The sequence below is a fragment of the Staphylococcus sp. TCBT05 genome, assembly GCF_055179755.1.
In genome coordinates this window covers 776,790-792,285 of sequence record NZ_JBUQDQ010000005.1, presented here as the reverse complement: position 1 = coordinate 792,285, position 15,496 = coordinate 776,790, and the positions used below count along the sequence as shown (strand labels likewise).

The window sequence follows — 15,496 nt, the reverse complement described above, 5'->3', positions numbered from 1 at the left end:
AAAACTATATACCGAAGTTCAGCGGCATATAGTCATATCATATGTCACCTATCTCTCAAGACAAATATTGCTTGTTGGATTTAGCACAGTACGTCAATCACGTCTGTTGCTGAAGTATCATCGGGCCAATTCCCTCAACTTCTCTAGATAAGTTGCTTCATATTAAATTACTAATTATTTTATCAGAATATTCAAACTTGTCAATGTAAAAAAAGAACGACTCTAAAGAGTCGCTCTATATATAGTGTTGAATCATTTAATTATTTAATTAAATCTTACCACCAGTTATTAGCTGAACGGAAAGCTAATGCAGCTTCGATTGAACCATAACGTTCTTTAGCATAGTTGATCATACCTTGAGTTTGAGTAGCAACTGAACCAGTTCCCCAAGATTCTTTAGTTTGACCTAAACCTCTGTATCCTAATTCGTTAACAGCATTTGGGTTACCGCTTGACTCAGGTAATACGATAGTATTCCACATAGCTTCAGTACCACCAGCAGCTAAGAATTGAGCTTTAACTGATCCACCAGTTGAAGCAGCTTGTGTTTTTGCAGCTTCGTATGCTTTAGTTGCAGTGCTTGTTTGAGCAGTTTGAACGTTTGAGTTTGAAGAAGCTTTAGGAGCTTCAACTGCTTGAACTTCTACATTGCTTGATTGTTGTTGTGAACTTACTTCGTTAGATGATTTTTCGTTAGTGTTTGTAGATGCTTGTGCACTTACATCTTGTTGAGCTGAGTTTGATGAAACGTTTGTAGATGCACTTTGTGAACCTGCAACGTCATAGCTCCAAGACCATGATTGACCATCTGAATCAAATTTATATTCGAATCCGCCTAATACGAAGTCATAGTGGTAAGCACCAGCGTGTAATGGTTTTTCGTTTAATTCTGAAGCGTTGTTTTGAGCTAATTCTGCTAAGTGTGCTTTGTCGATGTTTTGCTCAGAAGCGTGCGCTTGATTTTGATCTGCTTGAGTTGCGTATCCAGTTACACCTAATGCTACTGCTAAAGATGATGCTAAAATTGTTTTCTTCATAATAAAAAAATCCTCCAAATTTAATTCTTTTCTAAAAGTAAATTATATTTTCGTTAATAAAATTATCGTATCTGCTAATATTGTTTAAAATTTATGTCTAATTTTTTGACCACAAATAATATACCATAAATTTCTCGTTTTTATATTACATGTATATAACAAAACTTTACAAAAGCAAGCTCATTATGTAACATTGCAATCTTTTTGTTTTGTTTTGTTACGCATAAACTATCAAAGATAACGCTAACATTTAATGTAAAATGTTGTTATAACAGTGTAACTTACTACTTTTTTCACATTAAGACTATTTTCTGAATTATTACAAGTATCCTTTCTGTAATACTTTTGTAATAATATAAACCGTTAAAAAATATATTTATTGGGGCAAAACTTGTAATTTTTGTTTTTTCTGAAAATTCAATCGCTAACTATCTATTACTTTCATGACGGTATTCAACTTTAATTTTACCGAAAAAATCGTCTACAGGTTTTATTACTCCTGTAGACGACTCAATTAATTGTTAACTTTATTAAGCTGTATTTTAAATTATTTTCATTATGCTAAGAATTTAAAAATATCTCGATCATATAATTTCAATACTTTCATATAGAAGGTATTAATAATATAACCAATTGTAAATGGCACTACAAAAAATGCAATAAATACCATCAACAGGCTCAATAGTGGTGAATGTTCCATAAACCTAAATGCACTAATTGGACCGACTAGTCCAATAATACCAAATCCAGCAGATTCTTTAGTACCGCCAATGCCGATAAGTGCTCCGGCAAAACCTGTGACTAAAGCAGTAGTAAAAATAGGCAATAATATGATAGGATGACGCACCATATTAGGAATCATCATTTTAACGCCACCTAAAAATATAGTAATCGGCACACCTGCTCTATTGATCTTAACAGTTCCAGCAACAAGTACTGCTTCACATGCCACTATTCCAAGTGAAGCTGAACCAGCAGCTAAACCACTAATACCTATTGCTAATGCAGTTGCAACGGTTGATATAGGTGAAATAATAATAAAACTAAATACAAGTGCGATTAACATAGACATTAAAATAGGTTGCAGTTCTGTAAATGAATTCACCAAATTCCCTATACCTGTGGTAATCATTTTCACATAAGGTAACAATAAAACACCTACCAAACTTGCAATAACTCCAACAAAAGTTGGTAATATGATTAACGTGAGACTACCAAAACGCTCACCAATCACTAATATAATAAACACTGCAATAGCTGCAGTTATCATCGTGTTAATTAAATCACCTACACCCATTAATACCCATGTACCTGATTTAAATTGCGCAACACCACTACCAATAAATGCCGAACTTGCTACTACGGCTGTCGCTAAAGGTGATAATTTAAATCGCATTGCTATTAATGCACCTACCAAGATTGGTACTGTAAATTGTATACTTTCAATAATTTGCAATAACGTTTGAAAGATGGGATATTTCGGTGCAAAAACCTTAAATAATTCTCCTAAAATTGCATTCGGTATCAGTCCGGCCACAATTGCGATTGCCACGCCTGATAATACATTATTAATAAACTGTTTTGGACTTACCTTGATCATAGAAGTTCCTCCTTAGTTGTAGTAGGTACTTAATATATCATATTTTCCAAATTTTCAGAATATTAATTTTTGTTTTAGTCATTTAATTTTGCATTATCTATAAATTCCATCATATTTTGAAAACGATACGCTAAATCTACTTCATGTTACTGCATGAATGCTTCAGTCAATACAAGCCCTTGGCGATCGTTTTCGTAAAACTCTAATTTATAAAGTGTATTTCCATTTGGAAGGTATTGCTCAAACTGTTCCCAAATCCAAAACGCAATATTTTCTGCAGTCGTATTCATAGCTGGTAATGTGTCATTTAATAACTGATTTGCTAAAAAAGGTTTAATGTGTTCATCATATAATTTGTCTACAACATTAAAATCTAATGCCAACCCATAATCATCAATAGGTGATAATATCTCTACATTAAAACGATATAGCTTATTTTTTAAATCTTTATGCAATGTTTCAGAAAAATAAATTCTATTATCACACTGAAATTGGAAACTATTTCTGATTAACACATTATTCGTTCTATATTGATACGTTTTCGGTGGCTGCACATGATCAAACTTATTCATCATAAAACCTCCTGTTTTTCTTTATTTTACCCTTTTTCTAAAAAATAACTTCAAACTACGATGTTTTTAATTTACAGCTATTGGCAATGATGAAAGTGAAAATCAACAAGTAACTGGATTACGCATATTAGTAGATCGTGTATGGCCAAGAGGCATCTCTAAAGAACAAGCTAAGATCGACCATTGGTTAAAGGATATTGGACCTTCTACAGAGTTAAGAAAATGGTTCGATCACGATGCAGAAAAATTCACAGAGTTCAAATCGAAATACCAACAAGAATTAACTGATAATGACGACCAAGCTAAAGCATTTAAACAATTAAAACAATGGGTTGATGAAAGTGATAAACCGGTCGTCTTGTTATTCGGCGCCAAAGATACTCAACATAATCAAGCCGTTGTACTTCAATCTTTATTGAGCTAATACGCTTCAAGGCATTATCTTAGCATATATATTCACAATCCTATCGGTAGCGTATACTACATTACAATACAACCCATTCAGTCGGTTACAATTCATACAAACTCTTTTCGCCGTTAGGTAATTTATCTATGAAAGATTTGGGGTCTATTGCAAATTGATTGCCCACCCCATCTTTCATTCTTTGAAAATGAAGATGCGAACCTGTCGTTTGCTCACCAGTATTACCAGAGAGCGCAATGGTGTCACCTGCATTCACACGTTCACCTTTCGCTACTTTAAATGTATTCAAATGCATATACCATTGATGATATCTACCATTATCTTCTTGAATTTGTATGACTTTTCCACCTAATTTATTATTAAAGGTTCTCGTCACAACGCCATCGGTCACTGCTTTAACTGGTGTATCTTCAGGTAAATCGTAGTCAATGCCATAATGTTTACCATCGAAATCACTATATTGATATTCACCAAAAGTTTCTGTTTCTCTACTACGATTAAATAGTGCTTCAAAGTCATTATTTGACTCTTCTGGTTCATGACTTTGATTAGTATATAATTTAGTCACGGTTTGTTTAATTTCTTCATTATATTGTACAAAAAATACTATCGCTCCTACAATCACGATACAAATAGCTAAGTATTTTAATAATTTCTTCAATAAAGGTAACACCTCTTAAATAATAAATTTGTGTAATTAGTATACGCACTCATCAACATGAATGCGAATAATTCGTTTACACAACGCTCACATAAAAATAATATATCTATATGCTGCAATGATGTATCTACCAAATAACAGCATAAATAAAAAGCTTTATAAAACCATTTCCATTGGAGGAATCGTTTTATAAAGCTCTGTCTCATCATCTTTAATCTAGTGATTAATCTAACAATAGCGCATTTATTATAATTTATTGTAACTTTGTAAAATATTTTCAACTAAATCCCACAAGTCATTTACATCAACAGCTATCGCAAAATTGGCGTTTTTTTCCTTTTGTGTAATATCATTTAAATCTACCGACATTGTGCCATAAGTTAAATCACTTTGACACTCAATATCGATTCTCGTGTATTGCATCGTAAATAATTCGGGTTGCAATAAATATAAAATTGTACAAGCATCATGTATGGGTCCACCATCCATATTGAAATGTGTCTTATATGTGGATTTGAAAAATTCAAGTAGCTCAACAACAAAGCGGGCAATTTCATTATCAATACCTTTAAAGCGTGAGATAATTTCATCTGTTGCCAGCACTTGATGTGTGACATCTAGACCGAACACATTAATCATCACACCACTTTCAAATACACGTTTCGCCGCTTCGGCATCAACCCAAATATTAAATTCTGCTGTTGGTGTCCAGTTACCGAATGTACCGCCCCCCATAATTGTAATAGATTCGATATTTTGTACAATATTAGGTTCCTTATTCATTGCCATAGCAATATTTGTTAATGGTCCCGTCGCTACAATAGTCACTTTGGTATCACTGTGGCTCACTTTTTCAATTATTGTATCTACAGCATGCATAGTCGTCGGCTTTAATGCAGGTACTTTAGGTAAATTGGGTCCGTCTAATCCAGTCTCACCATGTATCTCTGATGCAAATGACGCATCTTTTATTAACGGACGAGATGCACCAACAGACACTTCAATGTCTAACCGGCCCATAATATCCAATACATTTAAAGCATTATTAGTATTCTTTTCAACAGATTGGTTACCTGCAACAGTCGTAACTGCTATGATATCTAATGGACTTTGTTTGGCTCCTGCAAGTATTAATGCAATTGCATCATCATGGCCCGGATCACAATCCATAATAATTTTTTTAGTCATTTTCCTTCACTCCAAATCACAGGATTATATCGTACGATTTCAAACTTGAGGCATCATCTTTGTCGTGTATGCTTTTTATATTGTCGATACATCAATGCTAGGACTATCAACCATAATGGCGCTAATAACACACCGATTCTAGTCTCCGGATTCACCAATAAAATACCAAATATAAAGATAAAGAATACGATGATACACACTGCCATTTTACTACCACCTGGTAATTTAAAATTACTTCGCTCATGCAGATCAGGTCTTTGCTTTGTATATCTATAGTATGCAATGGTAATTAAGGTCCATAAAAATATATTCAACACTGTTGATACAGTACTAATATAGACAAAGACGGTTGTCGCATTAGGAATAAAATAATTCAATAACACTGCAATAAATAAAAATGAACTTGTAATTAAAATCGCAGTGATCGGTACACCTTTCTTATTTGTTACCTGAAAACTTGGTGGTGCTTGTTGTCTATCTGCCAAGCCAAATAACGTCCTACTATTAGCAAATATGCCACTGTTACAAGCTGAGGCTGCTGCAGTCAATACCACAAAGTTGATGATTCCTGCTGCAAATGGTATACCTACAAGCGCAAATAATTTAACAAACGGACTATCCTCTGGATCAAGTTTATTCCATGGCACAATTGAAATAATAATAGCAATTGCCCCAATGTAGAACAATAAAATTCTAAAGGGCACACTGTTGATTGCCTTAGGAAGTGTCTTATGTGGATTCTTAGTTTCTCCTGCAGTGATACCAATCATCTCAATTCCTAAAAAGGAAAATATCGCCATTTGGAAAGACATAAAGAAACCAGCAGCACCATTTGGAAACAATCCACCATGTGCATATATGTTAGAAAATGAAGATGTACCATACGGTGTTTGGTAAGCCATGATAACCATGGCCAATCCCACAATAATCAACGCGATAATCGTACCTACTTTAATCAATGCAAACCAGAATTCTAGTTCACCAAATAATCGTGTACTCAATAAATTGAAATACATCAATAGGAGTACGCACAAAAAAGCCGATAGCCAATTGGGAATTTGTGGAAACCAAAAAGATACATATTTCGCCACCGCTGTAACCTCTGCCATACCAGAGATAATCCATGTTAACCAATATGTCCAACCTGTAATGAAACCCGCAAGTGAACCTACATATTCATTTGTAATATCTGCGAATGAATTAAATTTCGTATCAGAAAGCAACATCTCTCCCATCGCTCTCATAAACATAAACAATGCAAATCCAACAATTATGTAAGTCAATAATATAGACGGACCAGCTAAATGAATCGACTGTCCTGCACCTAGAAATAAACCTGTACCGATTGCTCCCCCAATTGCAATCAATTGAATATGTCTGTTACTTAATTCTCTCTTTAGTTGATCAGCCATAATTCCAACCCCTTAAATTTGAAATTATACTCTTTAATCATACTATGTCCCATTCAGAGTATCTAATTTCTCCTAACATATTAGGTTTTTATTATTGTTAATGATTTAAAAATACAACAATATACAATAATAGTTTACCCTTGCCAATATTTAAAAAACTGTTAAATTAAAATTATTAAAAAATTTTTAGGAAGGTGGAATAACATGAAAGCAATATTAATTGGCATTTTGGGGGCAATGTTTTTCTCTGTTACCTTTATCTTAAATCATGCAATGTCAGATTCAGGTGGTAGCTGGCTTTTCAGTTCATCTTTACGCTTTATATTCATGTTTCCATTTCTTTTTATATTTGTCTGGATACAAAAACGTCACAACGTTATTATCAAACATATTAAAGCGCACTACATCTATTGGCTCATTTGGAGCACCTTGGGATTTGTCTTCTTTTACATACCTATCACTTTCGTATCAAACTTTAGCCCAGGGTGGCTCATTTCAGCAACGTGGCAATTAACAATTATTTGTGGCTTATTATTAGCACCATTATTCTACGAACTCATCGAATATAATAATCAAATTATAAAGGTTAGAGAACATATATCTTGGCGATCACTTGCAACTTCAAGTATTATGATTTTTGGCGTGATATTAATACAAATTCCACAAATTTCTAATATACAAACTCAAACATTTATTTTGTCCGTTGTACCATTGGTTCTAGCTGCCTTTTGTTATCCTTTGGGTAATCGTAAAATGATGGAACTCGTTGACAATGAACTCACTACGATTGAACGTATCTACGGGATGACCTTTGTTACACTGCCAATCTGGACCATCATATTTTTAATTGGCGTCTTAACAAATGGGTTACCCTCTTCAAGTCAGGTCTTACAAACCTTTTCAGTAGCTATTTTTTCAGGTATCATTGCGACCGCTTTATTTTTCTATGCTACAAATATGGTCAAGGATAACCAAGCTACCCTGGCAGCAGTTGAATCTACGCAGGCTACAGAAATTATCTTTACCTTAATAGGAGAAATGCTCTTCTTGGGCCTTCCACTACCAGACATGATTAGTCTTATTGGTATTGTCTTGATCACACTAGGTATTTGTATTTATAGTTTTATGAGTACCTTTATTAAGGAAAAGCAAGCAGACGTTAATTAATTCTGTATTCGTTTCATATAAAATCAGACTGTTTATGTAGGACTACACCACTTTTAATTAACTAGATCTTAACACCATATCAATTATTCACGTTGACATAATTTTAACTAGCATAGATAATTTATATGCTTATAATAAAGTATTAAGTAGAGGAGATGCACAAGTAATGCCAACCACATATACAGATCCACGTGTATCAAGAACGAAAAGTCTGTTGATGAACGCATTTCGTGAAATTGCTAAAGAGAAAAAAATACATGCCATTACCGTGAAGGATATTACCGATCGAGCTACAGTGAACAGAGCAACATTTTACGCGCATTTTTATGATAAATATGACATCATGGATTACACTATTTCTGAGACAATACTCAATAATCTAAATGAAACATTAGATATTGCTGAGAAATTAGATGAATCCACTTTACACACGCTCTTTATTAAAATAACTAGCTATATTGAGGAAACACATAATGAATGTAAGTTAAATAGTAAAGCATATGGAGAAGTTGTTGAGAAACGTGTCAAAGAAGAATTAGAAGATATCTTTCTTACATTAATTGAAGATAGCAACCCAAATCAAGATCGTGAAATGCTTGCATCTAGTGCGAGGTTTCTTGCTTGGGGATTATACGGTATTGCGAAACATTGGTTTGAAACTAGCACCGTTTCCGCAGAAGACTATATAAAAAAATCATTACCTTTTTTAGTGAATCATCTAGCATATTAAAGTAAACTCCCTAAGTTGAGTTGAAAAGGGGTACAGTGTTTACAAACACATCCTACCTTTCCACTTAACAATTAGGGAGTTTTTGTTATTCCTGAAATTTAATTACTCACAATATGTACTATTCATTATTGTCATTAATAAACTTCAATACATCTCCAGTTATAGCAACTGCATTATTACTTTCACCTTCAACACCACCGTGATGTAATCCGATTAATTGATTATTGCTATCAAATACTGGTGATCCTGAATTTCCTCCGAAAGTACTTGCATCATAAGTTAACTCTGTACCTTGATTACCTATAATCTTTCCTGTACTTTCCCACATTGTCGCTAAAGGTTTATCACCAGGATAACCTGTCACTGTCATAGGATCTCCTTTTGATGTCGCTGCAGCGTCCTTTAAAGTAGCTGGTTGTACTACTTCACCAACTGTTTGTCCCTTACTGTTAGGATTAAAATGAACAACGACTAAATCTGCGTCACCTGGATATGGTTTAATATCTTTTTCTGTAAATGTCCCATACGGGAATGTATTTTCATCCTTTGCTGCTGGTGAAAATTGCATATTACCGTCAGAAAGGTTTGCTACGTGTTTATTTGTTAGTACAGTGTTTTTACCAACTACAACACCAGTAGCAATACTGTCTCCCATACTAATATAACCGATAGATTGGTAATGACCACTCGTTGTATTATCTATTTGTTTTCTATCTTCATTTGGCAATATAACTTTTTGTGATATTTCTGGCGATTGGTTAGCAGTATTTTCATTTTGTTGAGCTGTATCATGCGAGCCTTGAATCTCTTCATTATTTCCTTGTTCATCTGAACTGGCAAAACTACTAAATGGTGCTATTGCTAAAATTAAAGCTAGTGACAAAGTAATACTACTTAATACTTTTCTCAAAAACATAAATTACCTCCAAAAATAATATTTGTCTTCTTCAATTTAAAGAAATTCAGAAAAATAATCAAATAATAATAAAAATGTCTAAAATTAATATTTGTTAAGCAACTTTATTCTAAAAAATATAAATGCTTTATATCGTAATGATGATGATTTGACAACACATTGCACAAATTGTTGCTTATCCAATAAATTAAACAATTTGTCGTTTGCATTATGCACAGAATGGTCATACAATCTTATCTAGACAACAGGTGTTACTTAATTAATAACTGTTGCTTAGTATAAAGAAAAGGAGGGATTAATATTTCAACAATACAATCACACAGCGGATTTTATTACGCTTTTAAAGCACAACATTTAACGCTTGGGTTAATGATGCCTTTTGATAATGCCGAGCATAATGCATTATCATTTTCTGAACAAGGAGACTTGGCAAAATATGCCGAAACACTTGGGTTCACTAGTTTATTCGTTAGAGATAGTCCACTCTATAGTCCTAAGTTAGGTCCTATAACCACAAATTATGACCCATTTGTATTTTTGACTTATATAAGTAGTCGAACTTCAAACATTGCATTAGGTACTGCTAGTATTGTTGCGACGTTAAGACATCCTATTCATATAGCTAAAGCAACTACCTCATTAGATTTAATTTCTAATGAACGCTTGTTACTCGGCATGGCAACAGGAGATAGACAATTTGAATTTCCAGCATTCAATGTAGAGACAAATCAATTATCAGAACGATATCAACAAACGATATACGCTGTAAAGGCATTATGGCAATCACACTCACCAGACTTATCAGATACAAAATTCCAACTAACTGAAGATTCTGGTTTACAAATATTACCCAAACACCGACAAATCCCAGTGTTTGCTACTGGTTATGCCAAACAAAGCATAGACTGGATTAAACAGCATATGGATGGGTGGTTATTCTATCCACAAGCCTTTCAAGCGCAAAAGAAACTACTTGAACAGTGGCATGATAACAACAAATTCAAACCATTTATGCATCCCCTCGTCATCGATTTATCAAATAATCCAAATGAACTTGTTTCACCAATTAAGGGTGGATATCGACTGGGGAGTAAGACTTTATTAAATATATTAAGCGCCTATGAACGGATCGGAACAAATCACATCATTTTAAACTTAAAATCGGCAAATAGAACATACGAAGATATGTTACAAGAAATAGGAAAAGAAATTATCCCCTATTTCCCACCACATATAACCAAGGAGGTACAGAAAAATGAAATTATTGGACAGAATTAATATGTTAGCAAATAAAGAAAAAGTACAAGGACTAACAACAACAGAAAAACAAGAACAACAAACATTGAGACAAGAATACCTTAAAATGATTCGAGGACAAGTCATCAATACCTTTTCAACATTAAAAGTTGTAGATCCATTAGGTGAAGATGTGACACCTGATAAAGTTTATAAACTTAGAAAAGAAATGGGAACATTAGATTTGAATTAGCCATAGCACAAGCGTATAGAACGTAAAGTGTTTAAATAATTGAAGTAGGCAATTTCTATTGAAGTAATATAGAAATTGTCTTTTTTTATGACTGTTACTGTAACAGTCACTTATGTTTTCTACGTATTTTGGCGAGACTCCTGTGGGAACAGGACAAGCTGAAGACTACAGGCTGAAGCTGGCCCCTAGGAAAGCGAGCCAATAATACGAAATATGAATAATAAAAAAGCACTCAGATAAATTGAATCATCTGAGTGCTATTTTTCTGGAAATTATGTCCCAAATTTTAAATACTTAATTAAGCTGTCTATAATTTTTAGAATTAAAAAGAATTAATACCCATACAAATAAGCTAGAAAATGCAGAAATTGCAAGAACATTAAATATTGAAATATCCATTGCATTCAGACCTGAGATCACTACATAAGAAATTGGATCAAACCCTGTCATCGCAAGAAATATTAAACTCATCACTCTTCCAGTTACTTGTTCATCTGTAAATTCTTGTGCCATTGTAATAAATGGAATGTAAACAAAGGTATAAGTAACACCAATGAGGAGAAGTAACAGCATTTGTAATATCAATGTCGTAACTTGCGTGAAGATAATCAATAGCACAATCATGATCAACAATGTAAATATCGTCAACTTACCTCGTCCCTTTTGGAACGTAATAATACTAAGCAATCCTGTTCCTACCAACATCCCCACACCTAAACTAGACTGCAAATACGTTAAATTAATCGGTGTGCCACCAAGTGATTCTACTATAATCGGAATCCCAACACTTAACGCACCTAGTCCAAAGAAATTGGCAGTAATCAAAATAATAATCCCTGTAATTAAAAAACGGGATGACTTAACATAACGAAAACCTTCGACAATATCTTTGATTGGTGTATTATCAGAACGTTCTTTAACATCCGCTTCATCAATAAAATAAGGAAAGACGAATATAGCAGATAAAAATACAAATATTAAAGAAATATAAAAGCTTGTCGCAATTGAATAATGTTCCATAATTACACCGGCAATAATAGGTCCAAATATAAAGGAAATTTGAGTCCCACCTTGGAATAATGAATTGGCACGCTGTAATTGCGCTTGCGTGACTACTTTAGGTATTAATGATGTACTTGCTGGTCCAAAGAAGGCGTCCAACATTCCAAAACATGCTGCTAAGATCATTAGCGGAATCAGTGATAGTTGTTGATTTATAATTAAAAAATACAAAATCACAAGTACCAAACATTCTGCAATATTTGAATAATACATAACAGTTGTTTTCTTAAATTTATCAGCAACCATACCGCTAAATGTCATCATAATCAACCTGGGTACTGTGGCTGAAACTAATATATAACCTAATGCCATCGACGATTGTAATTCCTTTACAGCATACCAGGTTATTGTCGTTAAAATTGTACTGAAACCAACCATAGCAAAGATGCCTGCCAATAGCATTAACATATAAGTACGGTTGAATAACAGTTTATTAGATGTACTCAATTTTTAGCCCCCTATGTTTCAATATCTTCTTCATACTATTCGATTCTCAAAGGATTTCTTCTCACATAATACGTTCACTATGTATCTATTGATTCAAGACAATTATTGCAAACAAACAACATCTCAAATCATTTTCAACAGTACGTAATACATCATTTACACCATTTCTACTCGTCTCAAAGGATGAATACCTTAAATAATACAATGCAAACATCTTTATTATACTTAATATAATATTTATTTTTACAACTTGTTATCAGTATAACAAATATAAATTAAAAAATAACAAATTTCTAATTAAATAGTAATTTTCTTTTAATATAAATTCATCAATATTATTCAACACATCATTAGCCGTTTCAGAAAATGACTTGTGAAACACATGAATAATTAAGCCCTAAATAAACTTCATTCTTAGACAATATTGGATTGTATAGTACGTACAATGTAAATTTTCCCATAATAAAAAATGTCACTCTCTATTATTAGAATAGAAAATGACATTTTTACTTTAATCAAATTGCTTAATAAGACAACTATTTAATTTTTCGATATTGCAACACTGCATTCATCAAGTATCATATTTTGTATCAATTCATAACACTATTTAGCATCGGCTAGTATTTTAGAGATAGATTGATCTACGCTACGTGCATAGAGTCCTCCAAATTTTACTAAATGTACCATCAATAAATATAAACGGTAGAATTCCAATCGTTGTTCTGCACCCTTTGCCATTGGATAATGTCGCTCATATGCATCATAGAAATCTTGCGTAAATCCTCCAAATACAGTAGTAATGCCTAAATCAAACTCTCTATCACCATATAGTGGTGCAGGATCAAACAATGCTGGTGTCCCGTCCTCTAAAAACATATAGTTGCCACCCCATAAATCACCATGTAATAATGATGGCTTACTCTTATGATTAGACAATGCATCTACAATAATCTTACGCACCTGCTCATAACGTTTTTTGTCATCAAGCGTCCATTGGTCATTTTTCAATAAAGTTTCAACTAAATGATCTAGACGTCGTTCAACAAATATCGTAGTCCAATTATCAGACCAATTATTGTCGAAAGAAATATCTCCACCTTGGTAAGGTAAATCAAACCCAAATCTTCCTTCTGGTTCATGTTGACTATGCAGTTTTGCAACAAGCTCACCTAATTGACGTTGACTACCTTTAGTCCCTTCATGTAAGAATGATAATATCAAGTAAGCATCACCTGCTATTTCTCCACTATCTATAACTCTAGGTGCTGTCACGTTTGCAGCTTCAAAAAGATTTAATCCTTCAATCTCAGCCGCATAAAATGATTCAGACTTATTACGTTGCACCAATAAAAAATATACCCCGTCTTCACTCTCTATTCGGAAAGCTTCATTTACATCCCCACCACTTACAGGGGTAATAGCTTTAATACCTGTTATTGGTAATTGTTCTTTCCATTTAGTTTCCAATATTTATCACTCCAAAATAACATACTTGTCTTTCATATTATATCCATGTCGATACCACTTTAAGCATTCCTCAATTATAATTTCAGTGATTCACTCTAGGCATAAACCTTCTAAAATGCTAGTCTATTAAAGACAATACTTTCAAGATAAGTATGAGATTCAAATGAGTTATCTCTTTTTTCTTAACTGATTGTTTTTTATAATTAAGTTAATTACAAAATTAAAAAATGGAGCGAAAATTTCATGTACAAATTAATCAAGCCTATCTTATTCAAGTACGATCCCGAACAAGCACATGGTATGACAATCGATGCCTTAAAATTTGTCCAAAGATATCCTAAAACATTACCTATAATCAAACAATTCTTCCATTATGAGAATGATATTCTCACACAAGAATTGTCAGGTGTTCGTTTCCCTAATCCGATTGGTCTTGCAGCAGGTTTCGATAAATCATGCGAAGTTCCAAAAGCCTTAGAATATGCAGGGTTTGGCTCAATCGAACTCGGTGGTATTACACCAAAACCACAGCCTGGTAATCCTAAACCACGTATGTACCGTCTAGTAGAAGACCAAGCGTTAATAAACAGAATGGGTTTCAATAACCTTGGAATGAATAAGGCACTTAGTAATTTACGTAAATATAGTTATAACATTCCAGTAGGCTTAAATGTTGGCGTTAATAAAAGTACCCCTTACGAAGATCGTTATCAAGATTATATAAAGGTGCTTGATACCTTTAAAAATGATGTCACATTCTACACAGTAAATATCAGCTCACCTAACACTGAAAATTTACAGAAATTCCATGATGAAAGTGAATTTTCACAGCTTTGCACAGCAATACAATCATTTAAAGTAGAAAATGACATCACTGTCCCAATATTTATAAAGTTAACTTCCGATTTAGATCTAACTAGTTTAGGACATATGTTACCACCAATTACCAAGACCTTTGATGGTATTATTTTAGCTAATACGACGCAACAACGGGACGGATTAAAATCTGAAAATCGTATTGAAACAGGAGGATTAAGCGGTCGCCCATTATTCGAACGTAACATTGAACTCATCAAACATGCTTACAAGGAAACAAATGGTACATTTACAATCATTGGAACAGGTGGTATTTTCACAGTTGAAGATGTGATTACAATGTTAAGAAGCGGCGCATCACTTGTTCAAATATATAGCGCATTAGTATTTGAAGGACCAGGACTTACTAGTAAATTAAATAAAGCACTAGCACAATACCTTAATAAAAATGGTTACCAAAACCTTAAAGACATCATTGGATTAGATGCATAAATCACAATCAGTGAGA

15 protein-coding genes and 1 riboswitch are annotated in these 15,496 nt (G+C 33.4%); of the genes, 6 read left to right on the top strand and 9 right to left on the bottom strand.

Annotated elements, in window-relative coordinates:
• Nucleotides 1-45: 45 nt before the first annotated feature.
• Nucleotides 46-154: riboswitch (SAM riboswitch) on the bottom strand.
• Nucleotides 155-275: 121 nt separating this feature from the next.
• From ACY191_RS03540 to ACY191_RS03530, 3 genes are all read right to left on the bottom strand, one after another.
• Nucleotides 276-1,037 carry an aggregation-promoting factor C-terminal-like domain-containing protein gene (locus tag ACY191_RS03540; RefSeq protein WP_042740377.1) on the bottom strand — a complete coding sequence of 254 codons (762 nt, stop codon included), beginning with the start codon at nt 1,035-1,037 and terminating at the stop codon, nt 276-278.
• Nucleotides 1,038-1,593: 556 nt separating this feature from the next.
• Nucleotides 1,594-2,637, bottom strand: coding sequence for a PTS transporter subunit IIC (locus tag ACY191_RS03535; RefSeq protein ID WP_463269903.1), 1,044 nt, complete (start codon nt 2,635-2,637; stop codon nt 1,594-1,596).
• Nucleotides 2,638-2,783: 146 nt separating this feature from the next.
• Nucleotides 2,784-3,209, bottom strand: coding sequence for a 6-pyruvoyl trahydropterin synthase family protein (locus ACY191_RS03530; RefSeq protein WP_229366519.1), 426 nt, complete (start codon nt 3,207-3,209; stop codon nt 2,784-2,786).
• Nucleotides 3,210-3,288: 79 nt separating this feature from the next.
• Here ACY191_RS03530 and ACY191_RS03525 point away from each other — a divergent pair, with 79 nt between their 5' ends.
• Nucleotides 3,289-3,633, top strand: a complete 345-nt coding sequence (locus ACY191_RS03525; protein ID WP_229367395.1) for a DUF488 domain-containing protein — start codon at nt 3,289-3,291, stop codon at nt 3,631-3,633.
• Between the two features lie 85 nt (nt 3,634-3,718).
• Here ACY191_RS03525 and ACY191_RS03520 read toward each other — a convergent pair whose 3' ends face one another.
• From ACY191_RS03520 to ACY191_RS03510, 3 genes are all read right to left on the bottom strand, one after another.
• A complete protein-coding gene (locus ACY191_RS03520) occupies nt 3,719-4,294 on the bottom strand; it encodes a M23 family metallopeptidase (RefSeq protein WP_042740381.1) in 576 nt (191 codons plus the stop codon).
• Nucleotides 4,295-4,540: 246 nt separating this feature from the next.
• Nucleotides 4,541-5,482 carry a nucleoside hydrolase gene (locus tag ACY191_RS03515; RefSeq protein WP_042740382.1) on the bottom strand — a complete coding sequence of 314 codons (942 nt, stop codon included), beginning with the start codon at nt 5,480-5,482 and terminating at the stop codon, nt 4,541-4,543.
• Nucleotides 5,483-5,535: 53 nt separating this feature from the next.
• Nucleotides 5,536-6,894 (bottom strand): amino acid permease, encoded by a 1,359-nt coding sequence (locus tag ACY191_RS03510; protein WP_042740383.1) that lies wholly within the window; start codon nt 6,892-6,894, stop codon nt 5,536-5,538.
• 204 nt (nt 6,895-7,098) lie between these two features.
• Between ACY191_RS03510 and ACY191_RS03505 the strand changes: the two genes are divergently transcribed.
• Complete coding sequence (locus tag ACY191_RS03505) at nt 7,099-8,061, top strand: DMT family transporter (protein ID WP_042740384.1); 963 nt, start codon at nt 7,099-7,101, stop codon at nt 8,059-8,061.
• A 166-nt stretch (nt 8,062-8,227) separates the two neighbouring features.
• Nucleotides 8,228-8,791: a TetR/AcrR family transcriptional regulator gene (locus ACY191_RS03500; RefSeq protein ID WP_042740385.1), complete on the top strand. Its 564-nt coding sequence runs from the start codon at nt 8,228-8,230 to the stop codon at nt 8,789-8,791.
• 118 nt (nt 8,792-8,909) lie between these two features.
• Here ACY191_RS03500 and ACY191_RS03495 read toward each other — a convergent pair whose 3' ends face one another.
• Nucleotides 8,910-9,707, bottom strand: coding sequence for a trypsin-like serine peptidase (locus ACY191_RS03495; protein ID WP_042740386.1), 798 nt, complete (start codon nt 9,705-9,707; stop codon nt 8,910-8,912).
• 300 nt (nt 9,708-10,007) lie between these two features.
• Here ACY191_RS03495 and ACY191_RS03490 point away from each other — a divergent pair, with 300 nt between their 5' ends.
• Nucleotides 10,008-10,985, top strand: a complete 978-nt coding sequence (locus ACY191_RS03490) for an LLM class oxidoreductase (RefSeq protein ID WP_229367394.1) — start codon at nt 10,008-10,010, stop codon at nt 10,983-10,985.
• Nucleotides 10,963-11,196 (top strand): DUF896 domain-containing protein, encoded by a 234-nt coding sequence (locus tag ACY191_RS03485; RefSeq protein WP_042740388.1) that lies wholly within the window; start codon nt 10,963-10,965, stop codon nt 11,194-11,196. The genes ACY191_RS03490 and ACY191_RS03485 overlap by 23 nt, the downstream gene beginning before the upstream one ends.
• 294 nt (nt 11,197-11,490) lie before the next feature.
• Here ACY191_RS03485 and ACY191_RS03480 read toward each other — a convergent pair whose 3' ends face one another.
• Both ACY191_RS03480 and ACY191_RS03475 read right to left on the bottom strand, forming a co-directional pair.
• Nucleotides 11,491-12,705, bottom strand: coding sequence for an MFS transporter (locus tag ACY191_RS03480; RefSeq protein ID WP_229366518.1), 1,215 nt, complete (start codon nt 12,703-12,705; stop codon nt 11,491-11,493).
• 603 nt (nt 12,706-13,308) lie between these two features.
• Nucleotides 13,309-14,172 carry a fructosamine kinase family protein gene (locus ACY191_RS03475; protein WP_042740389.1) on the bottom strand — a complete coding sequence of 288 codons (864 nt, stop codon included), beginning with the start codon at nt 14,170-14,172 and terminating at the stop codon, nt 13,309-13,311.
• 243 nt (nt 14,173-14,415) lie between these two features.
• On the opposite strand from ACY191_RS03475, the gene ACY191_RS03470 reads away from it, so the two are divergent.
• Nucleotides 14,416-15,480: a quinone-dependent dihydroorotate dehydrogenase gene (locus ACY191_RS03470; protein WP_042740390.1), complete on the top strand. Its 1,065-nt coding sequence runs from the start codon at nt 14,416-14,418 to the stop codon at nt 15,478-15,480.
• Nucleotides 15,481-15,496 lie beyond the last annotated feature (16 nt).

Excerpts from the sequence above, each read along its gene's own strand:
- ACY191_RS03540 (WP_042740377.1), bottom strand. The coding sequence starts at position 1,037 with ATGAAGAAAACAATTTTAGCATCATCTTTAGCAGTAGCATTAGGTGTA.
- ACY191_RS03535 (WP_463269903.1), bottom strand. The coding sequence starts at position 2,637 with ATGATCAAGGTAAGTCCAAAACAGTTTATTAATAATGTATTATCAGGC.
- ACY191_RS03530 (WP_229366519.1), bottom strand. The coding sequence starts at position 3,209 with ATGAATAAGTTTGATCATGTGCAGCCACCGAAAACGTATCAATATAGA.
- ACY191_RS03515 (WP_042740382.1), bottom strand. The coding sequence starts at position 5,482 with ATGACTAAAAAAATTATTATGGATTGTGATCCGGGCCATGATGATGCA.
- ACY191_RS03510 (WP_042740383.1), bottom strand. The coding sequence starts at position 6,894 with ATGGCTGATCAACTAAAGAGAGAATTAAGTAACAGACATATTCAATTG.
- ACY191_RS03505 (WP_042740384.1), top strand. The coding sequence starts at position 7,099 with ATGAAAGCAATATTAATTGGCATTTTGGGGGCAATGTTTTTCTCTGTT.
- ACY191_RS03500 (WP_042740385.1), top strand. The coding sequence starts at position 8,228 with ATGCCAACCACATATACAGATCCACGTGTATCAAGAACGAAAAGTCTG.
- ACY191_RS03495 (WP_042740386.1), bottom strand. The coding sequence starts at position 9,707 with ATGTTTTTGAGAAAAGTATTAAGTAGTATTACTTTGTCACTAGCTTTA.
- ACY191_RS03485 (WP_042740388.1), top strand. The coding sequence starts at position 10,963 with ATGAAATTATTGGACAGAATTAATATGTTAGCAAATAAAGAAAAAGTA.
- ACY191_RS03470 (WP_042740390.1), top strand. The coding sequence starts at position 14,416 with ATGTACAAATTAATCAAGCCTATCTTATTCAAGTACGATCCCGAACAA.